Annotated in this window: 30 protein-coding genes; 17 read left to right on the top strand and 13 right to left on the bottom strand. The window is 59.6% G+C overall.

What is annotated here, in order from left to right; genetic code table 11:
• From flgK to ACR3FB_RS16240, 4 genes are all read right to left on the bottom strand, one after another.
• Window positions 1-1,452: a flagellar hook-associated protein FlgK gene (flgK, locus tag ACR3FB_RS16255; protein ID WP_480566203.1), complete on the bottom strand. Its 1,452-nt coding sequence runs from the start codon at window positions 1,450-1,452 to the stop codon at window positions 1-3.
• Between the two features lie 27 nt (window positions 1,453-1,479).
• Entirely contained in the window at window positions 1,480-2,775 is a 1,296-nt protein-coding gene (locus ACR3FB_RS16250; protein WP_480566205.1) for a flagellar hook protein FlgE, read from the bottom strand.
• 91 nt (window positions 2,776-2,866) lie between these two features.
• Window positions 2,867-3,706 (bottom strand): flagellar motor protein MotB, encoded by an 840-nt coding sequence (locus tag ACR3FB_RS16245; protein WP_480566207.1) that lies wholly within the window; start codon window positions 3,704-3,706, stop codon window positions 2,867-2,869.
• An 87-nt stretch (window positions 3,707-3,793) separates the two neighbouring features.
• Window positions 3,794-5,131: a FliI/YscN family ATPase gene (locus ACR3FB_RS16240; protein WP_480566209.1), complete on the bottom strand. Its 1,338-nt coding sequence runs from the start codon at window positions 5,129-5,131 to the stop codon at window positions 3,794-3,796.
• Between the two features lie 87 nt (window positions 5,132-5,218).
• Here ACR3FB_RS16240 and ACR3FB_RS16235 point away from each other — a divergent pair, with 87 nt between their 5' ends.
• The 9 genes from ACR3FB_RS16235 to ACR3FB_RS16195 are packed head-to-tail and all read left to right on the top strand — an operon-like array spanning window position 5,219 to window position 9,775.
• Window positions 5,219-5,608, top strand: coding sequence for a FlgB family protein (locus ACR3FB_RS16235; protein ID WP_425084157.1), 390 nt, complete (start codon window positions 5,219-5,221; stop codon window positions 5,606-5,608).
• Window positions 5,609-5,620: 12 nt separating this feature from the next.
• Window positions 5,621-6,007, top strand: a complete 387-nt coding sequence (gene flgC / locus ACR3FB_RS16230; protein ID WP_480566211.1) for a flagellar basal body rod protein FlgC — start codon at window positions 5,621-5,623, stop codon at window positions 6,005-6,007.
• Window positions 6,008-6,019: 12 nt separating this feature from the next.
• Window positions 6,020-6,310 (top strand): flagellar hook-basal body complex protein FliE, encoded by a 291-nt coding sequence (gene fliE / locus ACR3FB_RS16225; RefSeq protein ID WP_170463000.1) that lies wholly within the window; start codon window positions 6,020-6,022, stop codon window positions 6,308-6,310.
• A gap of 3 nt (window positions 6,311-6,313) precedes the next feature.
• On the top strand, window positions 6,314-6,586 hold the full coding sequence (locus ACR3FB_RS16220; protein ID WP_425084158.1) for a flagellar biosynthetic protein FliQ: 273 nt from the start codon (window positions 6,314-6,316) through the stop codon (window positions 6,584-6,586).
• Window positions 6,586-7,296: a flagellar hook-basal body complex protein gene (locus tag ACR3FB_RS16215; RefSeq protein WP_480566213.1), complete on the top strand. Its 711-nt coding sequence runs from the start codon at window positions 6,586-6,588 to the stop codon at window positions 7,294-7,296. The genes ACR3FB_RS16220 and ACR3FB_RS16215 overlap by 1 nt, the downstream gene beginning before the upstream one ends.
• A gap of 15 nt (window positions 7,297-7,311) precedes the next feature.
• Window positions 7,312-8,097 (top strand): flagellar basal-body rod protein FlgG, encoded by a 786-nt coding sequence (gene flgG / locus ACR3FB_RS16210; RefSeq protein WP_480566215.1) that lies wholly within the window; start codon window positions 7,312-7,314, stop codon window positions 8,095-8,097.
• Window positions 8,097-8,513, top strand: coding sequence for a flagellar basal body P-ring formation chaperone FlgA (flgA, locus tag ACR3FB_RS16205; RefSeq protein WP_480566217.1), 417 nt, complete (start codon window positions 8,097-8,099; stop codon window positions 8,511-8,513). Before flgG ends, flgA begins: the two co-directional genes overlap by 1 nt.
• Window positions 8,513-9,244: a flagellar basal body L-ring protein FlgH gene (gene flgH / locus ACR3FB_RS16200; protein ID WP_419741405.1), complete on the top strand. Its 732-nt coding sequence runs from the start codon at window positions 8,513-8,515 to the stop codon at window positions 9,242-9,244. Before flgA ends, flgH begins: the two co-directional genes overlap by 1 nt.
• 9 nt (window positions 9,245-9,253) lie before the next feature.
• Window positions 9,254-9,775, top strand: a complete 522-nt coding sequence (locus ACR3FB_RS16195; RefSeq protein WP_480566219.1) for a flagellar basal body-associated protein FliL — start codon at window positions 9,254-9,256, stop codon at window positions 9,773-9,775.
• Between the two features lie 5 nt (window positions 9,776-9,780).
• Here the strand turns inward: ACR3FB_RS16195 and ACR3FB_RS16190 are convergent, their stop codons facing one another.
• The 8 genes from ACR3FB_RS16190 to ACR3FB_RS16155 form a co-directional block, all read right to left on the bottom strand.
• On the bottom strand, window positions 9,781-10,161 hold the full coding sequence (locus tag ACR3FB_RS16190; RefSeq protein ID WP_170491458.1) for a hypothetical protein: 381 nt from the start codon (window positions 10,159-10,161) through the stop codon (window positions 9,781-9,783).
• Complete coding sequence (gene flhB, locus ACR3FB_RS16185) at window positions 10,158-11,243, bottom strand: flagellar type III secretion system protein FlhB (protein ID WP_480566221.1); 1,086 nt, start codon at window positions 11,241-11,243, stop codon at window positions 10,158-10,160. The genes ACR3FB_RS16190 and flhB overlap by 4 nt, the downstream gene beginning before the upstream one ends.
• Window positions 11,240-12,013, bottom strand: a complete 774-nt coding sequence (locus tag ACR3FB_RS16180; protein WP_480566223.1) for a flagellar biosynthetic protein FliR — start codon at window positions 12,011-12,013, stop codon at window positions 11,240-11,242. The genes flhB and ACR3FB_RS16180 overlap by 4 nt, the downstream gene beginning before the upstream one ends.
• A complete protein-coding gene (gene flhA / locus ACR3FB_RS16175; RefSeq protein WP_480566304.1) occupies window positions 12,010-14,037 on the bottom strand; it encodes a flagellar biosynthesis protein FlhA in 2,028 nt (675 codons plus the stop codon). The genes ACR3FB_RS16180 and flhA overlap by 4 nt, the downstream gene beginning before the upstream one ends.
• A 69-nt stretch (window positions 14,038-14,106) precedes the next feature.
• Window positions 14,107-14,805, bottom strand: a complete 699-nt coding sequence (locus tag ACR3FB_RS16170) for a lytic transglycosylase domain-containing protein (protein WP_480566225.1) — start codon at window positions 14,803-14,805, stop codon at window positions 14,107-14,109.
• A 73-nt stretch (window positions 14,806-14,878) separates the two neighbouring features.
• Window positions 14,879-15,307: an Lrp/AsnC family transcriptional regulator gene (locus ACR3FB_RS16165; protein WP_170379949.1), complete on the bottom strand. Its 429-nt coding sequence runs from the start codon at window positions 15,305-15,307 to the stop codon at window positions 14,879-14,881.
• Window positions 15,308-15,356: 49 nt separating this feature from the next.
• On the bottom strand, window positions 15,357-16,571 hold the full coding sequence (locus ACR3FB_RS16160) for an MFS transporter (protein ID WP_480566227.1): 1,215 nt from the start codon (window positions 16,569-16,571) through the stop codon (window positions 15,357-15,359).
• Window positions 16,572-16,574: 3 nt separating this feature from the next.
• Window positions 16,575-16,829, bottom strand: a complete 255-nt coding sequence (locus tag ACR3FB_RS16155; RefSeq protein ID WP_170550346.1) for a metal-sensing transcriptional repressor — start codon at window positions 16,827-16,829, stop codon at window positions 16,575-16,577.
• Window positions 16,830-16,962: 133 nt separating this feature from the next.
• Here ACR3FB_RS16155 and ACR3FB_RS16150 point away from each other — a divergent pair, with 133 nt between their 5' ends.
• From ACR3FB_RS16150 to ACR3FB_RS16120, 7 genes are all read left to right on the top strand, one after another.
• Complete coding sequence (locus tag ACR3FB_RS16150) at window positions 16,963-17,577, top strand: ribonuclease D (RefSeq protein ID WP_170641863.1); 615 nt, start codon at window positions 16,963-16,965, stop codon at window positions 17,575-17,577.
• The gene (locus tag ACR3FB_RS16145; protein WP_480566230.1) at window positions 17,574-18,536 is read left to right on the top strand and encodes a KpsF/GutQ family sugar-phosphate isomerase; all 963 of its coding nucleotides are present in this window, start codon (window positions 17,574-17,576) and stop codon (window positions 18,534-18,536) included. The genes ACR3FB_RS16150 and ACR3FB_RS16145 overlap by 4 nt, the downstream gene beginning before the upstream one ends.
• Window positions 18,537-18,547: 11 nt before the next feature.
• On the top strand, window positions 18,548-19,147 hold the full coding sequence (gene lptC, locus ACR3FB_RS16140; protein WP_170470960.1) for an LPS export ABC transporter periplasmic protein LptC: 600 nt from the start codon (window positions 18,548-18,550) through the stop codon (window positions 19,145-19,147).
• A 3-nt stretch (window positions 19,148-19,150) separates the two neighbouring features.
• Entirely contained in the window at window positions 19,151-19,645 is a 495-nt protein-coding gene (locus ACR3FB_RS16135) for an LptA/OstA family protein (RefSeq protein ID WP_425084173.1), read from the top strand.
• Window positions 19,645-20,403 carry an LPS export ABC transporter ATP-binding protein gene (lptB, locus tag ACR3FB_RS16130; protein ID WP_170379956.1) on the top strand — a complete coding sequence of 253 codons (759 nt, stop codon included), beginning with the start codon at window positions 19,645-19,647 and terminating at the stop codon, window positions 20,401-20,403. The genes ACR3FB_RS16135 and lptB overlap by 1 nt, the downstream gene beginning before the upstream one ends.
• Window positions 20,404-20,655: 252 nt before the next feature.
• Window positions 20,656-21,219: a ribosome hibernation-promoting factor, HPF/YfiA family gene (gene hpf / locus ACR3FB_RS16125; RefSeq protein ID WP_170379957.1), complete on the top strand. Its 564-nt coding sequence runs from the start codon at window positions 20,656-20,658 to the stop codon at window positions 21,217-21,219.
• A gap of 57 nt (window positions 21,220-21,276) precedes the next feature.
• Complete coding sequence (locus ACR3FB_RS16120) at window positions 21,277-21,741, top strand: PTS sugar transporter subunit IIA (protein ID WP_170379958.1); 465 nt, start codon at window positions 21,277-21,279, stop codon at window positions 21,739-21,741.
• A 66-nt stretch (window positions 21,742-21,807) separates the two neighbouring features.
• Here the strand turns inward: ACR3FB_RS16120 and dalA are convergent, their stop codons facing one another.
• Complete coding sequence (gene dalA, locus ACR3FB_RS16115) at window positions 21,808-22,323, bottom strand: divisome-associated lipoprotein DalA (RefSeq protein WP_425084174.1); 516 nt, start codon at window positions 22,321-22,323, stop codon at window positions 21,808-21,810.
• Window positions 22,324-22,492: 169 nt separating this feature from the next.
• On the opposite strand from dalA, the gene ACR3FB_RS16110 reads away from it, so the two are divergent.
• A complete protein-coding gene (locus tag ACR3FB_RS16110; protein WP_480566233.1) occupies window positions 22,493-23,092 on the top strand; it encodes a L,D-transpeptidase in 600 nt (199 codons plus the stop codon).
• Window positions 23,093-23,153: the final 61 nt, after the last annotated feature.

Below are 23,153 nucleotides of genomic sequence, written 5' to 3'. Positions count from 1 at the left end.
TTACAACCTCAGAAGGGTTTCCATCAGCTCATCCACGACCGAGATGAGGCGGGCATTGGCGGCATAGGCCTGTTCGATTTGCATCAGCCGCTGCAATTCCTGATCGGTATCCACGCCCTGTTCGGCTTCCAACTGTGCCATCTGCTGCTGCGCGCCGGTGGCAAAGGACCTGCGTTGATCCGCAACATGGACGTTTGCCCCAACGCGGGACATCATTGCTTCGGTGATTTCTGCGGCGCGCATGGTGCCGGTGCCAAAGAGCGCGCCTACCACCGGGCGGGCTGAGTCCAATATTGCGCTGAACGCCTGCAATTGGCTCGAGTCGCCGGGGTCATTCGGAGCGGCAGCACCCAATCCCGCGCGCAGCCTCCAGCTGTCGCCACCTGCATCGGGATCAACGCTAGAATTCAGGCTGATCCGTGACGCGAGGCCTGTGATCGCGGTTGGATCAAGCCGGTTGCCTGCATCGGTGAACAGCCCGGGGTCGGTCGCCAGAAGCGTCGGGTCCAGCCCGGGTGTTTCAAAACGCTCCACCAGATCGCGGGCGACAGTGTCGAGCTGGACCTGCGCCTTGGGCGCAAGCTGATCGCGGATTTCGAACTGCGCGGCCAAAGCTCCGCCTCGGATTTGCGCGGTGTCCCCGCCGGTTCGGACCGGGTTGCCGTTCATTTCCAACCCCGACAGCAGTCCGTTGGCCACGGTCATATGCGGTTGGGTATCGCCAGTGGTGGTAAAAGAAAATTCGGCGGCCTTTCCTTCAAGCAGGATCAGCCCGCCGTCAGAATACAGCGAGACACGGTCAATGTCGCGCGGCACGACATTCACCGGGATCAGTTCGTTCACCTGATCGATCAGAACCTGCCGCTGATCCAGAAAGGCGTTGATGTCGCCGCCAGAATGTCGGATCGCCGGGATTCTGGCATTCAGGTCTTCGATATCCTTGAGGGTTTGGTTCAGGCTTGCAATTTGCGCCCCGATCGTCCGATCAGCATCCGAGCGCAATTGGCGCAGACCTTCGGAGGCTCGGTCCAGGCTGGCTGCCAGATCGCGTCCGCTGCGGGCCACCTGATCCAGTCGTTCGACCGAATCCGGTAAGCTGGTCGCCGTGATCAGGCTGCTTTCAAATCCGACCAATCGGTTCGAGATTGATGTCGGGTCCTCGGGCGTGCCCACAAACCCCTCGAAGCGCGTGTGAAAGTCCGATTTGGCAGAGTGATGGGCCAGATCGGCGTCGGTGGCGCGGCGATTGGCCGTCAGAACCGGGTCCTGATGTCGAATGATGCCTGCGGTGCGGACGCCATTGCCTGAAATCAGGCTGGTGGTCAGCTCCAGTGAGCGTTTTGCGTAGCCGGGCGTCAGGGCGTTGGCGATGTTTCCGGAAACGACCGACGCGCCCCGGCTGGTGGCGGTCAGACCGGTCATGGCGTTGTTCAAAGCTGTCGACAGGTTCATCCGACGGGTCCTTTCCGAGGGTCAAAGTCAGCGTTTGATATTGGTGGTTTCCTGCAGCATCTCATCGACGGTCTGGATCACCTTGGCGCTTGAGGAATAGGCACGCTGGGTCTTGATCATCGAGGTCAGCTCGGTCGCGACATCCGTGGTGGATTCCTCGCGCGCAGAGGATACGAGGTCACCCGTTGGACCCTCGCCTGCATTCCACAGGAAGAACGTGCCGCTCTCACGCGACGGTGCGTAGGTTTGGCTATCCAGCGCGGTCAGGCCGTTTGGGTTTGGGACATCTGCCAGAGGGATCTGGAACATGCGGCGGCTGACGCCGGTGTCGTAGAAGGCGTAGACATATCCGTTTTCGTCAACCTGAACGCTGGTCATCGTTCCCACCGCTGACCCGTCGCGCGTGATCGAGACGGGGGCGAAGGTGTCCGACAATTGCGTGATCCCATCCGCATCGCCGATCTGGCCGATATTGATCTCCATCGGGCCGCCCGCGACGTTCACAACCACGCTGCCGGTTGCCGGATCATACGCGCCACCTGTTACCGGAGTGACCGTGGCAAGCGTACCGCCTGCGGTCCGGCTGTCAGTGAAGGTCAGAGTGTATTCGCCGATCACCGCCCCGCCTGACGCTGAATCGCGCATGATCATGGTCCATTCATTACTGGACCCTGTTGCCGGCACGGTCGGCACCAGCTCGATATCGACGCTTTCGGATTTGCCAAGGTTGTCGAAGTATTCAACAGACAGGGGCTGTGTATCACCTGGCGCGCCCGCATCTGTGGCAGTGGCGGGCAGGTTCATGCGCAGGTTCATCTGTGTTGTTGGGGCACCCGACAGCTGATTCACACTTAGTTGAATGGGCTCGAGCGCAGCTGGCGTATCCCTCGGCACAGCAGGGATCGAACCATCCGGATTCGCACGCCAACCGAGAAGCACCAGGCCCGACTCTGTCACCAGATACCCCTGATCATTGGTGCGAAACGACCCGGTGGTGGTCAGTAGCATCTCATTCGAGCCGCCTACAATCTGTGAGCTTGGCCGCACCGGTAGCATACCCCGCCCGCGCACGGCCAAATCGGTCGAGTTGTTGGTAGTGACCAGCGAGCCACGTTGATCGATCAGCCGCTGGCTTGTGGTGCGCACACCACCGGCGGAATAGCTGCCCCCCTGGCCCGAGGTGACCATGGAATGAAAATCCGTCTCCACCCGCTTGTAGCCGTAGGTCGAGGAGTTGGCGATGTTGTCTGAAATCGTAGCCAGCCTGTTGGCATTGGCCTTCAACGCGGCCACACCGGCATTCAGCGAAGAGGAAATGGTCATTGGCACGCCCTTCTGTTGCGTCAATCGTTGATGCAACAGGTAACGCGCTGGGCCTTAACAGCGCGCTAACAGGTAAAATGCCACCTATCCTTTAGCCATTTCGCAAAAAGATCACCTCGATCCGGTTGTTGCGAACGGCCATGGGATTGCTGTTCGACAACTCTCGGTCCGCGCGCCCGGTCACCCGGTCAAGCCGTTGTTCTAAAAAACCTTTATCCTCAAGAAGCTGCCGGACAACCTGCGCCCGCGCGGTGGACAGATCCCAAGCCGGGTTGTCGGCCAGAACCACTGGAGACGCGCTGACATGCCCTTCGACGGCGACGTCATTGCGCACGAGATCCGATGATCGGGCCACCAACAGAGCAAGCGCGCGCATCATCGTGGTGGGCTTGTCTGTTCCCGATTCGAACAGAGGCTGATCCTCGGTGGCGAACAGTTCTACCACCAACCCTTCGTCGGTGACTCGCGTGACGATGTGCTTCAGCACCTTGTCCGACACCATACTCTCGCCCGTGCGTCCCAAAAGCTGCGCTTCGAGTGTCGAGAAATCCTCGGTCGTTCCCTTACCTGCGCCGTCGGCATCCACCCCGGTGGAGCCGCGCGCCTTTCGGGCATCGGTCGGGAAACGGGCGCTTGCGCCCGATCCGTCCATCACCATCGTTTTCTCGGAAAACATGTTGTTGCCGCCAAAGGCCCCATCGCCCCCACCCGAGACCGGATTCACCGGAATCGTTGGCGAGAAATAATCCGCCAGCCCTTTGCGTTGTTTTTCGGTCGTTGCATTCAGCAGCCACATCAACATGAAGAAGGCCATCATGGCCGTGACGAAGTCCGCATATGCGACCTTCCACGCGCCACCGTGATGGCCATCGCCACCTGATACACGCTTCTTCTTGATGATGATTGGCGCCGCATTGGTTTGCGCACCCATCTCCACCACCTTTTTATCACCCAGTTACAGGCGTAGCAGTGCAGGTCTTAAGGGCGACTTAACACTTAAAATGCTTCGGATTTCGCCTCATCTCGGCAAGCCTGCCGACGCCCTGCGCAGGATCAGGGACAGCCGGTTGAAACTGTTCTCAATACCCTCCGGATCGGTTTTGCCAAAGAAGCTGTCCAGCTCATCATGAACACGCACGGCCTGATCCAACAGCGGGTCCGAACCCTCGGCATAGAGACCGGCCCGGATCATCACCTCGGACTGCTCGTAGCTGCCCACAAGTTTGCGGGTTTCCGAGATCATCTGGTTCTGCGCCTCGGTCGCGGCAACGGGCAGGCTGCGCGATACCGACCGGCTGAGGTCGATCGCGGGGAATCGCCCGCGCTCGGCGATGTCGCGGCTCAGGACGATGTGACCGTCCAGAACGCCACGCAGGATATCCGCAACGGGTTCGTCCATATCGGAACCAGCGACCAGAACGCTGAAAACAGCCGTGATGTCGCCTTGAGCCTGTGTGCCCGGACCGGCGCGCTCACACAGATTGGCGATCAAAGGGGTCACCGACGGTGGGAACCCGCGCAGCGAGGGGGATTCCCCCATTGCCACGGCGATTTCACGATGCGCCTCGGCAAAACGCGTGACCGAATCGGCCAGGAACAACACGTTGAGGCCCTGATCTCGCAGATACTCGGCCACCGACATCGCTGACCGCGCGCAGCGGCGACGGGCCAGAGCGGACTGATCCGAGGTCGCCGCAACGACAATAGCGCGTTTCATCGCCTCGGGCCCCAGCGCATGGGCCACGAATTCATTCACTTCGCGCCCGCGTTCCCCGACCAGAGCCACGACAACCGCATCCGCCTGCATCGACCGGGCCAGAGTCGCCAGCAGCGTCGATTTCCCAACGCCCGAGCCAGCGAAAAGGCCAACGCGCTGGCCCTGCACGATCGGCAGCATGGTGTTAAGCACTGCCAGGCCCGTTGCCATCCGTTCACCCAGCGGTTTGCGCTCCACAGCGGGCGGAGGAGGTTGCACAATGTCCCGCGCCTGCGCCCCCGGCAGCAGCGGTTTTCCGTCCAGCGCCCGGCCAAACGGGTCAATGACCCGACCTAACCAATGCATCCCCGGCGCAAACTCGGGCGAGGCCTTCAGGCTCACACGGTCGCCAAGGCTGACGCCATCGGGCGCAGAGCCGGGAATCATGTGGATATGCTCGGCCCCCACATGCAGAACTTCGCCCTCAAGATCGGGACCCGCGCGGCGGTGGAGCGTCAACAGGTCACCGATTCGCGCGTGGTCCGTCAGGCCGCTGACCTCGATCACCCCATGCGCCACGCCGGAGACAAGGCCCACATGGCGCACCGCAGACAGCCTGTCGAATTCGTGTTTCAGAAGCATCGGATCGAGATCGGACATTGTGGGTTCTCCAACTGGGTTCTGAAAACGGTTTCTAAAGGAATCGGGGTTAAGCCTTGATTGAAATTGATCGAGGGAGAAGCCCCGATGTTCTCTGACCTGAACGTCTTTAAGACAGCGTACGCAATGGCAACCCATGCCGGACAACGGCAGGCCGTCATTGCGCGCAACATGGCCAACGCTGATACGCCGGGCTACCAGCCCCGCGATATCGAGGCCTTCAAAACCGCATTCGAAAACACCTCGGCTAAGACCGAAATGACCGCCACCCGGCAAGGTCATCTGAACGGCAGCAGCCCAACCGGGCAGAACTGGGCCGAGTATGAGGCTGAGCCGCACGGTGATCCCAATGGCAATGGCGTTTCGCTGGAAGGCGAGATGCTCAAAGCGATTGAGGTCAAGCGCCAGCATGACCGCGCCCTGGCGATCTATCGCTCGTCCATTGGCATTCTGCGCACCAGTCTGGGCCGCGGGTAAGGAGCGTTTGATATGAGCGATTTTTCCCATTCCCTGTCTGCCTCGGCCAGTGCTTTGCGCGCGCAAGCGGCCCGCTTGCGGCACGTGTCCGAGAATATCTCGAACGCGGATACGCCCGGATACCGGCGTAAAACCGTCCCTTTTGAGACCGTCCAGCAGGATGGAAAAGCGATGGTTCAGGCGGGCCGCGTGCAGCTGGATCGCCGCGACCTGTCTCGCATTCACGACCCGAGTCATCCGCTTGCCGATGAAAGCGGGCACTACCTCGGCTCGAATGTCGATCTGATGATCGAGATCGCAGACGCGCGTGAGGCCCAGCGAAGCTATGAGGCCAATCTGAAGATGTTCGATCAGACGCGGCAGATGTCGTCGGCACTTATGGAATTGCTTAGAAAATAAAGGAGAACCAGAATGGATATCCGATCCCTGACCGCCGCACAGAACTATACTGTCGCCCGCCCTGCAACGCAGGCCAATCCCGACCATGAAGGCATGGCACAAGGCCTGCGTTCAACGTTTCAGGACTTTGCCACAACCCTCAAGCAAAGCGAGCAGATGTCGCAGGCCGCGATGACCGGGCAGGCCGACCCGCATGCGCTGGTGCAGGCTCTGGCCCAGACGGAACTGGCCGTCGAAACCGCCGTGATCGTCCGAAACAAGGTGGTCGAGGCCTATCAGGAAATCCTGAGAATGCCGGTCTGAGCCATGCTGAGCGAAGGTCTTTTCTACGATATCGTCCGTCAGTCGCTTTGGGTCGCGGTGATCACCTCGGTCCCGATCCTGACGGTGGCGCTGATCTCGGGCCTGATCGTAGGTCTGTTTCAGGCCCTCACCTCGGTGCAGGAGATGACGCTGACCTTCGTGCCCAAACTGATCGCCATCGTTGTCGTGTTCTGGATTTCGATGGGGTTCATGACCCAGACACTTGTCACGTTTTTCACGGGAACCCTGGTTCCGCTGATCGCAGGAGGTCGCTGATGGATACCGCCTATGTCACCCTGTCCCGCCAATCCGGGCTGATGAATGAAATGCGGCTGGTGGCGAATAACATCGCCAATGCCAACACTACCGGCTATCGCGCGCAGGGGCTGGTGTTCTCGGAATTTGTCCGCGACATGCCGGGTAATCCGTCTCTGTCCATGAGCCGGGCCGAGGCGCGCAATACCTCTCAACAGCAAGGGGTCCTGACCGAAACCGGAGGGCAGTTCGACTTTGCTATCGAAGGGGACGGTTTCTTCATGGTTGAAACACCCGAAGGCAACCGGCTGACCCGTGCGGGCAGCTTCTCCCCCAATGCTGAGGGTGACTTGGTCGCTCCGGATGGCGCGCGAGTGTTGGACAGCAATGGCTCGCCGGTTTTCATCCCGCCCGACGCGGCCTCGATTGATGTGGGCAGTGACGGCACGCTCAGCGTCGAAGGGCAATTGCTGGGTCAGATCGGGGTTTACCGCGTCGAAGAACTCAAGGATCTGGTGCGAGAGGGCAATACGCGGTTCAGTACGACAGGCAATATTGACCCTGTTGATGAACCGGTCGTTTTGCACCGATTTCTCGAAGGCTCGAATGTCAACGCCATCGCTCAGGTGACCCGGCTGATCGAAATCCAGCGCGCCTATGAATTGGGTCAGAGCTTTCTCGAAACCGAACATGAACGAGTACGCGGCGCGCTCAAGGCGCTGATGCGCTAAGAAAGGAGACATCACATGCGGGCATTGAAAATCGCAGCAACAGGTATGACCGCGCAGCAAATGCGGGTCGAGACGATCTCGAACAACCTCGCGAACATGAACACCACCGGATACAACGCCCGCCGGGCCGAGTTCGCGGATCTGCACTACCAACAAATGGCGCGGGCCGGCGCGGTCAATGCCTCAGACGGGACCGTGTTGCCAACGGGCATTCAGCTGGGTCTGGGCGTGCGCCCTGCCGCCGTGACGGTGCAGCTGGCACAAGGGGCCGTTTCGGCTACGGGCAATGATCTGGATGTGGCCATCGAAGGGCGCGGTTATCTTGAGGTGACGTTACCCAACGGTCAGGCCGCGTTTACGCGTGATGGCAGTTTGAAACGTTCGGCCGAAGGGCTGATCGTCACATCGGATGGGTTTGCCGTCTCGCCCGAGATCACAATCCCCGACGATGCGCGGTCCATTTCGATCAATGCATCAGGCGAGGTCTACGCCTATTTCGACGATGCCCCCGAAGGTCAACGGTTGGGCGAATTCACCTTAACCAGTTTCTCGAATGCCAAGGGGTTGGAAGCCATTGGCAGCAACCTGTTCAAAGAGACCGAGGCTTCCGGCGCGCCGGTGCAGGGCGTCACGGGCGAGGACGGCTTGGGCACATTGCGGCAGGGATATCTTGAGGACAGCTCGGTCGACGCTGTGCGCGAGGTGACCGAACTGATCGAAGCCCAGCGAGGTTATGAGATGAATGCCAAGGTCATCACCGCCGTCGATCAGATGATGAGCGCGACGACACAGGTGCGCTGATGCGTGTGTTGCTGCTTGGCCTGACCCTGATGGCTCCGGTTGGGGCCCTCGCCGAGATTGTGGTGCCGACACGGACGATCCGCGCGAAAGAGATTATCACGCCCACAGATCTTGAGGTAAAGCCCCGTGATCTGCCGGGCGCTGTAAACGATCCGAATGTGCTGATCGGGCAGGAGGCCCGCGTTGCGCTCTATCCCGGCCGCCCCATTCGCGCGGCGGATGTCGGTCCGCCCGCGCTTGTGGATCGCAACGATCTGGTCGTTTTGGTGTTCAGCAGCCAGCCGCTATCGATCACCACCGAAGGCCGCGCGCTGGGCCGGGGCGCGGTGGGGGATCGAATTCGTGTAATGAACCTGTCCTCGCGGACAACAGTGACGGGCCGCATTCGGCCCGATGGTCAAATCGAGGTAAAATGATGTCTGGATTGTCAAAACCCCTTCTTCTTGCGGTACTTACGATTTCGGCCTGCGGGCGACTGGATCACCTGGGCAAACCGCCCAGCTTCACGCCGACCGAGGATTCGCCGGAACAGGTGGCGATGCTGTGGCCGGGCCTGCCGCTACATACCCAGCCGCAACGCACTGTGGATCGCTCATCGCTGTGGAGCGGAGGGCAGCAATCGCTGTTAGGTGACCAGAGGGCCATAAAGAAAGGCGATATCCTGACTGTCGTAATCGAGCTGGATGAAGAGGCCGAGATTTCCAACAACACCAACAGGTCGCGGTCAGGATCTGAAAACCTGTCAGTGCCAAACTTGTTCGGGTTGCCGCAAAGGGCACAGGATAAACTGCCCGAAGGGGCCTCGTTCGACGAGGCCGTTGGGATCGAATCTGAGGCCTCAAGTTCCGGCCGCGGATCGGTGCGACGGAATGAGAAACTGACCCTGCGCGTGGCCGCAACGGTGATTGACGTGCTGCCGAACGGAGTGCTGTCGATCTCGGGCGCGCAAGAGCTGCGCGTGAATTTCGAACTGCGAGAGCTGCTGGTGGCAGGTTATGTGCGCCCACAGGACATCTCGCGCAAGAATGAGATCACCTATGACAAGATCGCCTCGGCGCGTGTGTCCTATGGCGGTCGCGGGCAGATCACGGATGTGCAACAGCCGCGCTACGGCCAGCAGATCCTCGATACCGTTTTGCCGTTCTAAGGGGTTCTCATGATCAAGAAACTGCTTCCTGTGATCTTTCTGATCGCTGGCACGGGCGCCGGCATTGGCGCTGGGAAATTCCTTGGCGGCGGCGAGGCAAAGGTCGAGTCTGAGAAGACCGAAAAGGTGGAAAAGGCCGACAAAGAAACAAAGGAAAAACCCGCCAAGTCCAAGGAAAAGGACAAAGGGAAAAAGGGTGAGGGCGGCGGCTTCGAATACCTCAAGCTCACCAAGCAATTTGTCGTGCCGATTGTGGAAGATGAGGAGATCTCAGCCCTCGTCACCATGTCCCTGAGCCTTGAGGCAAACTCGGCCATCACCGAAACCTTCTATGCGATCGAGCCAAAGCTGCGGGACGGTTTTCTGCAAGTGCTGTTCGATCACGCCAATACCGGAGGGTTCGACGGTGCTTTCACGCATTCCGACAACCTCGGCACCTTGCGAAAATCTCTGCTTGAGGTGGCGAAGAAGGATCTGGGCGATGATGTCTCCAAGGTCCTGATCATGAGTGTCAGCCGCCAGGATACCTGAGGCCGTCACGGTTTGGGCCGTGACCGCGCGCGTTTCTGTTCGGCCTTGAGGGTGTCATTCAAACGTTCAACGGCTTGTTTGCGCCCAAAGGCCTGGCGGAGTTGCTGCATGGCTGCGAGTTTCTGCGCCCGGCATCGCGCCAATTCCATGTTCAATTGCCGCCGTGTCGCGGCTTCCCATCCATTCCACAAAACATCGGTTCCGGTGATCTGATACCCGTCGGTCACCGCACTGTCCTGACGGGTTTGCACAACCTGAGCGTCAAGACGCGCCAACTGAGCCTGCACACGCGCTTCGGCCTCCAACACGGGGCGCAGCTTTTGATATTCGCTTTGATAGACCGCTTCGGTGACCGATTTCAGGGCGGGCAGTTCGTGGCGTTTCATCCAATCTGTCCTTTCGCGCGCTTTCGCATGGCTTCGGCAAACCGGATCGCAGCAGCGACCGGGCGATAGTGTTCTTCGGCGATCTCCTGCCCGATCTCGACGGTCGCGTGAATCGCGCGCGCCGTTGGCGGGTCGGAATGGTTGGGAACTCCGGCCTCGCCCGCAGCCGACCGGATCGCGGCGGCCACCTCATCGACCCCCTTGGCCACACAGACCGGGGCTGCGCCGACCGCCCGAGACCATTTCAAGGCGACCGCATAGTGGGTCGGATTCACGATCACGACGTCGGCTTTCGGCACATCGGCCATCATCGGATTGGTCGCAATCTCCTGCGCCCGCGCGCGGCGCTGTTGTTTGACATGCGGGTCGCCCTCGGCGTCCTTCGTCTCATCCTGGATTTCCTTGCGCGACATCCGGTTCTTGCGCATGTGTTCGGCATATTGCCAAACGTAGTCGACGACCCCTATCGCAAGCGCGATGGCGACTACGATGAACAGAAAGCGAAACAGCAAGTTCATCATCAGCAAGATCGAGCTATGGGCTGGGGCTGCGCTGGCGGAAACGATCTCGGTCAGGTTGGCCTTGAGGAACAGGGCCAGACAGGTGCCGTAGATCAGCAGTTTGGCAAAGCTCTTGGCGAATTCGAACAGCCCGCCCCGCCCGAACTTGTTCTTGGCGTTGGACAAGAGAGAGATCCGCGAGAGTTTGGGTTGCAACTTGGTGGGTGCAAAAATCAACGCGCGCTGGGCGATAAGGCTCAGCAAGACCGCCGCCGTGGGAAGTGCAAACAGAAGGGCCACCGGCAAAAGTGCGCCTTTAAGCATTCCGGCGACCGGTGCTGTTGCAGGCCCCGATGTAACAAGCTGAGCGATGTCATCCGACTGGTCGATCAAAACCACAAACAGAGTTCCCATCTGATCGACTGTGAATTTACCGACGGTCAGCAGCGCGATCAGCAAACCGGTATAGGCGGCAACGACGGACAGATCGTTGGACTTTGCAACCTCACCTTTTTCGCGCGCTTTCTGCAGCTTCTGCGGCGTCGGGTCAAAGGACTTGTCAATGTCGTCATCGGCGCTCATCGACCGGATTCCAGCGGATTTAGGGTGAATGAAAACAGCGCATCCGCCCAGACGGATAGGATCAGGGGTGCCCCGGCAAATAGCAGGAACAGCCCGGCAAAGGTGATGGCCGGGGCGCCGACAAAGGCGACCATCAGCTGCGGCATCGCCCTGTTGATGACCCCGAGAGCAAGGTTGTAGATCAATGAGGCGATCACGAACGGAGTGGCTAGCGCAAAGGCCAACCCAAAGCTGTGGGCGACTTGCCTGACGCCCCATTGTGATAGGTCGGGGGCAGAGAGGGCCCGCCCCATCGGGAACATCGCGTAGCTGTGGATCAGGAACTCGGCAACGCGGATGTGCAGCCCCATCAGCACTGCGAGGGCCAGCCCGGCCAAGGTCAGGAACATCCCCAACGCGGGGGCCGGGTCGGCGGCCGCGCCTCCCAGAAGCTGAGACAACGATGTCGATTGCGCTGCGATGGACCCGGCGGTCTGTAAGGCCAGCACAAACAGGCGCAACCCCATGCCCAGAACCATGCCGACCAGAACCTCGGTGCCGACCAGACGCGCCATCGGCAGCAGGCCCGGGTTGGATTGCGGGGAGGGCACCGCAGGCAACACGATCAGGGTAAAGGCCGCGGCGACCGCAAGTTTGACCCGGACCGGGATGCTGCGTTCGCCAAAGGCGGGCAAGAGGGTGACCACAGCGGACACCCTCAGAAAAACGGCAAACGCATGCCACAGCCCCGTGCCGAGTTGTCCCAACAGTTCGGGCGGCAGGGCAATCATGCGGGTACGGTTCCGACCAGGGCGGGGCGAGCCTCGAGCCCGATTTCTTCGAAGGAGAGGACCGGATTGGACACCCCGCGCGCCTGCATGATCGAGCGCAACAGGCGGCGCCGGCGGGTCGAGGTCACGACGGCTGGAAACAACCCGTGATCGGCGGATTGTGCGACGCTGTCCACCACACCGTCGGCCAGCTTGTTGAACAGGTTGGGGGGCAATGCCACGTCCAGCCCAGCGGCTGGGCCGTCAATCTGGTAGCTGGCAAACGTATCCTCCCATTCGGGGGCCAGTTGGATCAGCGGGATTGAGCCATCCTCACGCTTCATCTCGGCCACCAGCTGAAAGCCCAGCTGCTGGCGGACCAGTTCGCAAATGCCTTCGGGCTGGGTGGTGGTCAGGCGTGCTTCGGCCACGCTTTCCAGGATCAGGGCCATGTTGCGGATCGAGACACGCTCATCCAGCAGCAACCTCAGAACCGCGTGCAGCGTATCGATCGGCACCTTGTCGGGGATCAGTTCATCCAGCAGCTTGCGATTTGCCTCGGCCCGGACAGGATCGCTGAGGCGGGTCATTTCGGACAACAGACGTCGCAAGGACTTCAATGTCAGCAGGCGTGAGAAGTTCTGCTTGATGATCTCCAGCAGATGGGTCGCCAGAATCTCGGGCGGTGAGACGATGGTGGCCCCGTTCAGGGCGGCATCCTCTTGATCTTTGGGCAGAATCCAGCGTGCGGGGGCACCGTAGACAGGCTCGGTCACGTCATTGCCGTCGGGCAGAAACTCATGCCCGTCCTGCACCAGCGCCAACACCAGATCGGGGTTCAGCACGCCACGTGCCTGTTCGACGCCCTGCACCTTGATGACATAGGTGCCGGTGGGCAGTTCGGCGCGGTCGGTCAGGCGAATCTCGGGCAGGATGAGGCCAAAGGTCGAGGCCACATAGGTCCGCATATTCGCAATGCGCGCGTCCAACCCGGTTCCGGGATTAAGCACCATGCTGACAAGGTCGGGCGCGAATTCCAGATGCACGTCGTCCAGATCCAGAATATCTCCGATTGCTTGCGAAACAGGGATTTCCGCCTCGGGCGCGGGGGTCTGGGCCTGAAGCGTCTCGGCCTTCTGCTTTTGATGGACCCTGTAGGCCGCGTATCCCAAGACACCCGCGCCCAGCATGAAAGGCAGGAAGGGCAGGCCGGGAACGAGGGCGAAGAGAACCATCAACACAGCCACTGTGCCCAGCGCGGCCGGGTGTTTGCCAAGTTGCGAGAAGATGGCATTGTCGGTCGCGCCCTGCGTGCCGCCGCGCGCGAGCAACAGGGCCGAGGCGATGGAGATGATCACCGCCGGGATTTGTGAGACCAGACCATCGCCCACGGTCAGAATGGCGTAGGTTTCAAAGGCGGATGTGACCGGCATGCCATGCACGATCACGCCCATGACCAGTCCCATCACAAGGTTCAGCAGCGTGATCAGCAGCCCGGCGACTGCATCACCTTTGACGAATTTCGACGCGCCGTCGAGCGAGCCAAAGAAGGTCGTCTCTTGCTGTTCGCGTTCGCGCCGCTCTTTGGCTTGCTGGTGGTCGATGGCCCCGGCGGACATGTCGCTGTCGATGGCCAGCTGTTTTCCCGGCATCCCGTCCAGAGCAAAGCGCGCGCCGACCTCAGCCATCCGCGCGGCGCCCTTGGTGATCACCATGAAATTCACAATCAGCAGGACGCAGAACACCACGAGGCCCAAAAAGATACTGCCACCCATAACGAAATTGGCGAAGCCTTCGATGACATTACCGGCGGCATTTGGCCCGGTATGGCCCTGACCGATGATCAGTTTAGTGGACGAGACGTTCAGCGATAGCCTCAGCATCAGTGAGGCCAGCAGGATCGTCGGGAAGGATGAGAAATCCAGCGGACGTTCGATGAAGAGGGTCAGGGTGAAAATCAAAATGGCCAGCGCAAAGGAGGCGGCCAACCCTACATCCAACACCCAGGCGGGCATCGGCAGGATCATCATCACGATGACGGTCATTAGCGCCAGTGCCAATAGGACGGTGGGCGAGAACAGTGACCGGGCGTTTATGGTGGGCACGCTGACCTCCTAGTTGAATGCGATGAAGGCGGTGGCAGCACCCGCCGCCGGAACCAGAGATCCGAGATATCCACCATTGGATTGAACCGGTTGCACCGGGATCAGCGGAGCGGCTGCCCCTGTGAAAGGGTCCCGCGACGCCACATGAGTTTGGGGTGGAACGGACCCATCCAGCAGGGCCAGAACGGCCTGGAACCGACCGCGATAGGCCTCGGCCAAGGCGGGCGTGCGCGAGTGATAGGCCCCGGCGGCGGCGGGCCAGGATCCAAGTTCGGCATAGAGGTCTTTGAGAAACCGTGCGGCGTAGGTGGCGTTCTCCTGCGGGTCGAACATCGCGTCAATCGAGCGGAAGGCCTTGCCGTGCCAGCGGTAGTTGATTTGAAAACACCCGATGTCAAAGCTGCGCTTGCCGGCTTTGAAAATCCGGAAAACATAGGTTTTTGCCTCGACCTCGGAGGTGAACCAATAGCCCTGCCCTTCGACATTGATGGTCCAGGGCCAGGGTTGCAGCCGTCCATCGTGGGTGCGCCCCGTCTCGACACGTGAAATGGCGCGCAGCACGTCTAGTGGTACGCCTTCGGACAGCGCGGCACGGCGCGCGGCCTGATCGCAGATATCACCCGCTCGGGCGTCCGGCATGGCACGCCCGGCCTGCGCAATCAGCGCAAGCATCAGCACAAAGACGATCGAGACGAAACGATGGGGCATTCTGCCGGTCCGGGATTCGGGTCATTCCGGGCCAAGCTAGCCAGTCATCGGTTTACAGAGGGTTATCGCCCCATCATTTTCGGTCGATCCTACGCCCGAACACGACGCTGGTATTGGTGCGCAGAACGCCGGGGATTTTGGCCAGTTCATCGACCAGAATATCCAGATCCTCAATCCGGGGGGCCTCGGCAGACAGTAGCAGGTCAAACTCGCCATTGATCGACAGGCAGCGTTTGACCTCGGGGTAGGCCTCAAGCCGTTTGATGATGCGGGTGGTTTCCTTTTGCTGGACCTCAAGCATCACGATCACCTGCACGCGCGGGGTATCGTCGGTGGCGTGCAATTGAACGGAATAGCCCGCAATCACGCCACGCTCTTCCATACGTTTGATCCGCTCATGCACGGTGGTGCGGGCCACGCCCAACTTGGCCGCGATATTCGTGGTCGATTCACGGGCATTGTGCTGCAGCGCGGTGATGATGCGGCGGTCGAGCTGATCCATGGGGCCTCCGGCAGGGTCGCTTTTGTGTAGAGCAGAAGCGCCCGGAGGCTCAAGGCTTCTGCGCCGAGGGGGCTTTGTCGGATCGCGGCCAGATGATCAGTGCAGCAACGATTCCCAAGGCAGAAACACAGGTTGTGGTGGTCATGACCACGGTTGCGCCGAAACGGGTCATCAGCCACCCCGATAGCGGATAGAGGACCAACCAGCAGGCATGGGACAGGGTAAACTGGGCGGCAAATACGGCGGGTCGGTCTTCGGGCCGGGCCGAGCGGGTCAAAAGGCGGCCCGAGGGGGTTAGGGTCATTGAATAGCCGAAGCCCACGCAGGCCCAGAAGGCCGTGAGCAGCGGTAGGGAGAGTGCTCCGGATGTCATGGCTGCTCCGGCCATTGCCAGCACGCCAAGTGTCGCCCCGGTCAGCATGACCCGGCGGTCCTTGAACCGATCCAGCAGAGAGGGAAGTACGAAGGCCGCGATCATCGAGCCGCCTCCGAACCCAGCCAGAGCAATCGCCACCGCGCTTTCGGACAGGGCGAGGTCCGCGCGCACAAGGACCACCGTATTAACGATCACCATGGAGCTGAGCGCGGCTGCAGACCAGCTGAGTGCCAGAAGGCCGCGCAAACGTGTTGTCGTTAGATAGATGCGGATGCCGCGCGTTGTCCGGTCGTATATTCCGCGTCGCTCTGCGGGTTTGGGCGAAGGTAAAACAACGGAGACCACCAGCAGGGCGGAGGCAATAAACCCAGCTCCGGTCCCCCAAAACAGCGTGTCAAAGCTGACAAAGACCAACAACGCAGCCGCCAGCATTGGGCTGAGCAGGCTTTCCAGATCATAGGCAAGGCGAGACAAGGACAGCGCGCGCGTGTAGTCCTGCTCATCCGTCAGGACGTCGGGAATCGTGGCCTGAAACGCGGGGGTGAACCCGGCCGAGGCCGATTGCAGGACGAAAATCAGCACATAGACCTGCCAGACCTCAGACACGAAGGGCAGGCACAGGGCGACCGCAGCCCGGATCAGATCCAGTACCACCAGCATCCTGCGCCGGTCGAGCTGTTCTGCAAACGCCGCCGCCAGTGGGGCGATCCCCACATAGGCCACCATCTTGATGGTCAGAGCTGTACCCAACACCATCCCCGCAGCCTCGCCCGCCAGATCATAGGCCAGAAGGCCCAGCGCGATCGTCGCCAGCCCGGTCCCCGTCAACGCAACGACCTGAGCTGCCAGAAGGTGGCGATAGGTGCGGTTTTGCAGGATGCTCAGCATGGGTCAGAGGTACTTTGTAATGGTTTTGAAATCTTCGATGGCCGACCCGTCCTCGGATGTCAGACAATGGTCGATATGGTCGTGGATCAGAACCCGCTTGGCATTGGTGATTGCTTTCTCGACCGCAAACAGCTGCTGAGCAACGTCGGAGCAGGGCGCGTGATCTTCGAGCATGGCAATGACTTTCGCCAGATGCCCATGCGCCCGTTTCAGGCGGGCGGTGATTAGCGGGTGCGATTCATGCGTGTGATCAGTCATGGTTTATCCTTATCCCCCCCATGGGGATAATATCAAGCCCATAGAGCGACAGAATGCCAAGCTACAGGGTCAGCGTTGAGTTTGCCGGATAAACCGCCTATCTCGGGGTCGAGACCGCACAAAGGAAACCTCTGTGGCAAACCACCTGTATAAAAACGACCTGCCCGACGGGCTGGACCTTGGGCCGATCGTGGCCATTGACTGTGAAACCATGGGGTTGAATCCGCATCGGGATCGCTTGTGCGTGATCCAGATGTCCGGCGGCGACGGAAACAGCCATATCGTTCAGGTTGAAAAGGGGCAGACCGAGGCTCCGAACCTTTGCGCCATGCTGGAAGACGCAGACGTGCTGAAACTGTTCCATTTCGGGCGTTTCGATATCGCTGCGATGTACCACGCCTTTGGGGCACTGGCCGCACCGGTCTATTGCACCAAGATCGCCAGCCGCCTTGTGCGCACCTATACCGACCGCCACGGGCTGAAAAACCTGTGTCAGGAGTTGATCGGCGTCGATATCTCGAAGCAACAGCAGATGAGCGATTGGGGCGCCGAGACTCTGTCTGAAGCCCAGCTGGAATACGCGGCTTCGGACGTGTTGTACCTGCACCGTCTGCGGGATGAGCTGAACAAACGGCTGGCCCGCGAAGGCCGGACCGAGATGGCGCAGGCCTGTTTTGACTTCCTGCCGATGCGTGCGAAACTCGACCTCGCAGGCTGGCCGGAAACTGATATTTTTGCGCACTCATGACCGATACCGAAGCATTCCTGAAAACCGCCCGTCAGGTTGTCACCGATGAGGCCCGTGCGCTGGACGCGCTGGCCGAAGGCCTGAACGAGGATTTTGCCGAAGCGGTGCAGCTGATCCTGCAAGCCAACGGTCGCATCATCATCAGCGGTATCGGCAAGTCTGGCCATATCGGCCACAAGATTGCGGCCACATTGGCCTCGACCGGCACGCCCGCGTATTTCGTCCACCCTGCCGAGGCGAGCCACGGTGATCTGGGCATGGTGTCCAAGGATGATGTGGTTCTGGCGATCTCGAACTCCGGCGAGGCGCCGGAGCTGGTCAACCTTCTGGCCTTTACGCGCCGATTCGGCATTCCGCTGATCGGCCTGTCCAGCAAGCCGGAAAGCACGTTGATGAAGCAAGCTGACGTGCATCTGCTGATCCCGTCTATGGGTGAGGCCTGTGGGTTCGGCATGGTGCCCTCGATCTCGACCACGCTGACGCTGGCCATGGGCGATGCGCTGGCGATCGCGCTGATGAAACACCGCGATTTCAAGCCCGAGGACTTCCGCGCGTTTCACCCTGGCGGCAAACTGGGCGCGCAGCTGTCCACCGTCCGCGACCTCATGCATGCCGATCTGCCCGTGGTACGGTCCGGCACATCCATGAGCGAGGCGCTGCTGGTCATGAGCCAGAAGAGCTTTGGCGTGGTGGGTGTGACAGATGATGCGGATCGCCTTTTGGGCATCGTCACCGATGGCGATTTGCGCCGCAATATGGACGGGCTTTTAAACAAGACCACGGATGAGGTCATGACCCGCGATCCTCTGACCATCGCACCCAACGCCATGGCGGAAGAGGCCGTAGGCATCATGAACGACCGCAAGATCACATCGCTTTTTGTGGTTGATCCTGACGCGGATGGGCGGGCGCAGGGTCTGCTGCATATCCACGACTGCCTGCGCGTCGGTCTGGGTTAGGGAGTGATACGGTGGATCGCTATTCCCGCATGGTTCAGTTCCTCAAGGTGCTGCTGCCTCTGACGGCGATTGTCTTGCTGTCCACCGTTTTCCTTCTGTCGCGCAGCATCGAGACTGATGTCTCGGTGCCCTTCTCGCAGGAGGATATCGAAGATCGCCTGGCCGGGCAGGTTATTACGCAACCCAACTACCGCGGCACCACCAAAAAGGGCGAAGAGGTCCAGATTGAGTCGACCAGAGTGACCCAAGGGTCCGAGGGCGAAGAGCCGACGGCATCGCAGTTTCGCGGGCGGTTCGGGATGCTGAACGGCGGTGAAATCAAGCTGGACTCCAACTCTGGCCTGATCCGGCCCGACAAGGGGACGGCTACCTTTGTTGGCGATGTGGTGATTACCACCTCGGACGGCATTCAGGTCACGACCGACCTATTGAATACATCGCTGGAAGAAATACGTGGCGACACCCCCGGTCAGGTTGATGGCACCGGCGTCATCGGAACATTCTCTGCCGGTCGTATGCAATTTGGCACTGAAAAAAAGGACGGTCCGGTCCATATTCTTTTTACAGACGGCGTGAAGTTGGTATATGAGCCAACAAAAGCAGAAAGATAACCTGTGATCCATTTTCGATTTCTCTTTGTTTGCATGGCTCTGTTGATGGGCCCGGTTTCTGCCATCGCACAGGAAGCGCAGGTTGCATTCGGTTCGGTCAAGGCCGACCCCAGCCTGCCGGTTGAGGTGACCTCGGACTCACTAAACGTCAATCAGGAGGATGGATCGGCCGAGTTTCTCGGCAATGTGATCGTGATTCAGGGGGAAATGCGCCTGTCTGCTGAGCGGGTTCTGGTGATCTACAGTCAGGACCGCTCCTCCATCGAACGGATGGAAGCGACCGAGAATGTCGTTCTGGTCAGCCCTCCGGATGCCGCCGAAGGGGATCAGGCGGAATATACCATCGACACCGGCGTGATCGTGATGAAGGGTAACGTTCTGCTGACACAGGGGCCCAGCACGATCAGTGGCGATCAGATGGTTGCGAACCTGACCTCGGGCACTGCAACAATGACAGGCCGCGTTAAAACCATTCTTCAGCAGGGTGGCGGAAACTGATGGCTGCCCCAACCTTGTCTGTCGCGGAAGGTAGCGCGGGTCTGCGCATCGAGAAACTGCGCAAATCCTATCGGAAAAAGACCGTTATCCGGGATGTGTCCATGACGCTCGACCGGTCCGAGGTTGTCGCACTGCTGGGTCCGAACGGGTCGGGCAAGACGACGACCTTTTACTCGGTCGCAGGTTTAGTTTTTCCCGAAGCTGGTAAGGTCACGATAGACGGGCAGAATGTCACGACGCTGCCGATGTATCGGCGCGCGCGTCTTGGGATCGGCTATTTGCCGCAGGAGATGTCGATTTTCCGCGGCATGAGCGTCGAGGACAATATCGCCTCGGTTCTGGATATCACCGTCAAGCACGCCCATCGCCGTAAAGAGCGGTTGGAGGAGCTTCTGTCGGACTTCTCGATTGAACACCTGCGCCGCGCACCTGCGCTTGCCCTGTCGGGCGGTGAACGGCGCCGGGTAGAAATCGCGCGCTGTCTGGCCGCCGATCCGAAATATCTGCTTCTTGATGAACCCTTTGCAGGCGTTGACCCGATCAGCGTGGGGGATATCCGGCATCTGGTAGCTGATCTGAAGAAACGAGGGATTGGCGTGTTGATCACCGACCACAACGTGCGCGAAACGCTCGAGATCGTGGATCGTGCCTATATCCTGCATGACGGGCAGGTCCTGATGTCAGGTACACCTGACGAAGTGGTCGAGAACGAAAACGTGCGCCGGGTTTATCTGGGCGAAAACTTCCGTATTTCATAGGGTTGGGCGATTTTCTGCCGGACGCTTCGCGGAAATCGCGTATATACACCGCTGTTTTGATTGACTCTTCCGTCGCCTCTTGTCTCAATTGGGGTATGGCATTTATTCGGTTCCAGTCTGGATCTCGATACCCCTTCGCTGAAGGGCTGGGACGGCAGCAACCGATCAAAATGTCGATATCCCCCACCCGATAAAAACAAGCATGTTGCGTGACGCAACGTCAGAATGGGTGTGAATTGTGAAGGAGATCACATGCGTTACCAAATCAGCGGAAAACAGATCGACATCGGTGCGGCCCTGCAGACCCACGTGCAGACCGAACTGGGCGAAGTTGTTGGCAAATATGCCCAGCGCCCGACCGACGCCAATGTCGTCTTTTCCCGTTCGGCGCATGAATATGTATGCGAAACTACAGTACATTTATCTACCGGCCTGACTGCTCAGGCCAAGGCCCACGCAACCGAGATCTATGCAGCGTTCGAGGCATGCTGTGACAAGATGGAAACACAGTTGCGCCGCTACAAGCGCCGCCTGAAGGACCATCACAAGGATCGTTCTGAGCCTGTTGAACTCTTTGGGGCGTCCTCTTATATCCTCGCCTCTGACGAATCGAACACGGCAGATGAACCCGAATCGCTACAGCCCATGATTGTGGCTGAGATGGAAACAAAGATCCCATCGCTCAGCGTAGGTGAGGCCGTAATGCAAATGGAACTTGCCGGAGCGCCGGTGTTAGTGTTCCGGAATGAGAACAAGGATGGGTTGAATGTCGTGTATCGCCGCGATGACGGCAATATCGGCTGGATTGATCCTTAAACAGGCAAGTTGAGAGAGGTCGGCCTTAGCACGCAAAGGCCGCTATGGAGCATGATCATGGAGCTTTCGAGCATTCTCAAGCCCGAAGCAGTACGTGTGTTATCTGCCGCGTCTAGCAAGAAGCGGCTGTTTCAGGAAATCGGCGACGTCGCTGCCGGTGCTTTGGACCTGGATACCCAGGTCGTCGTGGATTGCCTGCTGGAGCGCGAAAGCCTCGGCCCCACGGGTGTGGGTCATGGCGTGGCATTGCCACATGCGCGGCTGGGCGGGATCGAGTCGGTCTCGGGCGTTTTTGTAATGCTTGAAAAGCCGATCGACTTTAGCGCAGTTGACCGCCAGCCGGTGGATATCGCCTTTGCGCTGTTTGCGCCCGAAGAGGCGGGTGTGGATCACCTCAAGGCTTTGGCACTGGTATCGCGCACCCTGCGTGACAGCGCTGTTTGCGCCAAGCTCAGGGCGAACCCTGATCCGGTCAAGCTATACGCGATCCTGACTGAAGCGCAGTCCATGCAAGCCGCTTAAATCTTTGTGAAATTACAAAAAAAGCCCGCGAAAATCGCGGGCTTTTTTTTTGGACGGGGCGGGTTGTTAGCCTCCGTTGCCCATTTCTAGCGTCCACCAGATCTTACCACCGTTTTCCTGATGCCAAGCAAAGCCCATCTGCGTCGCCTTGGGGTCAAGGATTACAGAACGGGGGCCGGGTTCCTGCATCCAGGCGGCCAGTGTCTCGGTTTCCGTCTCATAGGTTTCCGAGATCGCTTCGCCCAGGAATGTCCCGAAATAGCCCACACGTGCTGCACGGTCGATCGGGGAAGAGCCATCCGATCCGAAGTGCCAAGGGCGATTCTGCCGGGCCATATCCTTGGAATGCGTAGCGGCCGCCGCGTTCAACTGAGAGTTCAGTTGTACGGACTGCAAGCCCTGCGCCTGCCGCAGCGCATTCACCGAATCGAGCATGCGGAACTGCAGCTTCTCGGGGTTGCCACGGATTTTGTAGACTGAGGGCAAGGGGCGTCCATCGGCACCCAGTGCCGTGGTGCTCGTGTCGGTACATGCCGCCAAGGCGACAAGGCAAATCAACAGAAAAGAAAAGATACGCGTCATGATCGACCTGATTATTGTGTCGCTAACGGGCATAACGCGCTAGGCTGTCTTGAGCAAACGCACAATGACCAAAGCCTGCATGATTCTGCCGGTTTGGTTTGCGACTGAAGCATTCTGGCAATAAAATGGGCCAGATTTTCCATTTCGCCATAACGAAGGACCTTTTGTCATGGTTAAAAAGCACATTCCTCTTTCGACCCGCCGGGGGTTTCTGGCCGGAGCCTCGTCTCTGCTGGCCGCACCTGCGATCGCGCAGTACATCCCGGGCGACCCGCTGCGACCTGCACCTGAACCTGAAGCGCCGGTCCGGCGTAATGTCTCAGGATTCCGCGCTCAGGACTGGCGGCCTTATTTCTCGAACACCAGAAACGGGGCCATTCTGGTCGATACCACGTCGCGAGCGCTGCATTATTGGTCAAATGATCAATCTGTATACAAACTCTACCCCTCTTCGGTTCCTTTGACCGAGGAGATGACCCGTCGCGGGCGCACCAGCGTCATTCGCAAGGTTGAGGGGCCAAGCTGGTCTCCAACGCCGTCGATGAAGAGGCGAAACCCCGAATGGCCCAATTACATCCCGCCTGGCCCCGATAACCCATTGGGAACGCACGCTTTGTACCTTGGATGGAAGTACTACCGCATCCACGGCACCCATGACACGCGCAAGATTGGACGGAAATCTTCGAATGGCTGCATCGGCCTTTTCAACGAAGACATCGCCGAGCTGTTCTCTATGGCGAAGGTCGGCACGCAAGTGTTGCTAATTTGACGACATTTTCGCTCACCGACTCGATTAATCGGCAAGTTGCAATTGCATTCCAACCGCTTTG

This window comes from Ruegeria sp. AO1 (genome assembly GCF_056535985.1).
The sequence above is the reverse complement of the archived record's forward strand: the minus strand, read 5'-3'. Positions and strand labels throughout refer to the sequence as shown.

Bases quoted from the DNA above. Each gene is read 5' to 3' on its own strand.
- flgK (WP_480566203.1), bottom strand. From the start codon at position 1,452: ATGAACCTGTCGACAGCTTTGAACAACGCCATGACCGGTCTGACCGCC.
- ACR3FB_RS16250 (WP_480566205.1), bottom strand. From the start codon at position 2,775: ATGACCATTTCCTCTTCGCTGAATGCCGGTGTGGCCGCGTTGAAGGCC.
- ACR3FB_RS16245 (WP_480566207.1), bottom strand. From the start codon at position 3,706: ATGGGTGCGCAAACCAATGCGGCGCCAATCATCATCAAGAAGAAGCGT.
- ACR3FB_RS16240 (WP_480566209.1), bottom strand. From the start codon at position 5,131: ATGTCCGATCTCGATCCGATGCTTCTGAAACACGAATTCGACAGGCTG.
- ACR3FB_RS16235 (WP_425084157.1), top strand. From the start codon at position 5,219: ATGTTCTCTGACCTGAACGTCTTTAAGACAGCGTACGCAATGGCAACC.
- flgC (WP_480566211.1), top strand. From the start codon at position 5,621: ATGAGCGATTTTTCCCATTCCCTGTCTGCCTCGGCCAGTGCTTTGCGC.
- fliE (WP_170463000.1), top strand. From the start codon at position 6,020: ATGGATATCCGATCCCTGACCGCCGCACAGAACTATACTGTCGCCCGC.
- ACR3FB_RS16220 (WP_425084158.1), top strand. From the start codon at position 6,314: ATGCTGAGCGAAGGTCTTTTCTACGATATCGTCCGTCAGTCGCTTTGG.
- ACR3FB_RS16215 (WP_480566213.1), top strand. From the start codon at position 6,586: ATGGATACCGCCTATGTCACCCTGTCCCGCCAATCCGGGCTGATGAAT.
- flgG (WP_480566215.1), top strand. From the start codon at position 7,312: ATGCGGGCATTGAAAATCGCAGCAACAGGTATGACCGCGCAGCAAATG.
- flgA (WP_480566217.1), top strand. From the start codon at position 8,097: ATGCGTGTGTTGCTGCTTGGCCTGACCCTGATGGCTCCGGTTGGGGCC.
- flgH (WP_419741405.1), top strand. From the start codon at position 8,513: ATGTCTGGATTGTCAAAACCCCTTCTTCTTGCGGTACTTACGATTTCG.
- ACR3FB_RS16195 (WP_480566219.1), top strand. From the start codon at position 9,254: ATGATCAAGAAACTGCTTCCTGTGATCTTTCTGATCGCTGGCACGGGC.
- ACR3FB_RS16190 (WP_170491458.1), bottom strand. From the start codon at position 10,161: ATGAAACGCCACGAACTGCCCGCCCTGAAATCGGTCACCGAAGCGGTC.
- flhB (WP_480566221.1), bottom strand. From the start codon at position 11,243: ATGAGCGCCGATGACGACATTGACAAGTCCTTTGACCCGACGCCGCAG.
- ACR3FB_RS16180 (WP_480566223.1), bottom strand. From the start codon at position 12,013: ATGATTGCCCTGCCGCCCGAACTGTTGGGACAACTCGGCACGGGGCTG.
- flhA (WP_480566304.1), bottom strand. From the start codon at position 14,037: ATGACCGTCATCGTGATGATGATCCTGCCGATGCCCGCCTGGGTGTTG.
- ACR3FB_RS16170 (WP_480566225.1), bottom strand. From the start codon at position 14,805: ATGCCCCATCGTTTCGTCTCGATCGTCTTTGTGCTGATGCTTGCGCTG.
- ACR3FB_RS16165 (WP_170379949.1), bottom strand. From the start codon at position 15,307: ATGGATCAGCTCGACCGCCGCATCATCACCGCGCTGCAGCACAATGCC.
- ACR3FB_RS16160 (WP_480566227.1), bottom strand. From the start codon at position 16,571: ATGCTGAGCATCCTGCAAAACCGCACCTATCGCCACCTTCTGGCAGCT.
- ACR3FB_RS16155 (WP_170550346.1), bottom strand. From the start codon at position 16,829: ATGACTGATCACACGCATGAATCGCACCCGCTAATCACCGCCCGCCTG.
- ACR3FB_RS16145 (WP_480566230.1), top strand. From the start codon at position 17,574: ATGACCGATACCGAAGCATTCCTGAAAACCGCCCGTCAGGTTGTCACC.
- lptB (WP_170379956.1), top strand. From the start codon at position 19,645: ATGGCTGCCCCAACCTTGTCTGTCGCGGAAGGTAGCGCGGGTCTGCGC.
- hpf (WP_170379957.1), top strand. From the start codon at position 20,656: ATGCGTTACCAAATCAGCGGAAAACAGATCGACATCGGTGCGGCCCTG.
- ACR3FB_RS16120 (WP_170379958.1), top strand. From the start codon at position 21,277: ATGGAGCTTTCGAGCATTCTCAAGCCCGAAGCAGTACGTGTGTTATCT.
- dalA (WP_425084174.1), bottom strand. From the start codon at position 22,323: ATGACGCGTATCTTTTCTTTTCTGTTGATTTGCCTTGTCGCCTTGGCG.
- ACR3FB_RS16110 (WP_480566233.1), top strand. From the start codon at position 22,493: ATGGTTAAAAAGCACATTCCTCTTTCGACCCGCCGGGGGTTTCTGGCC.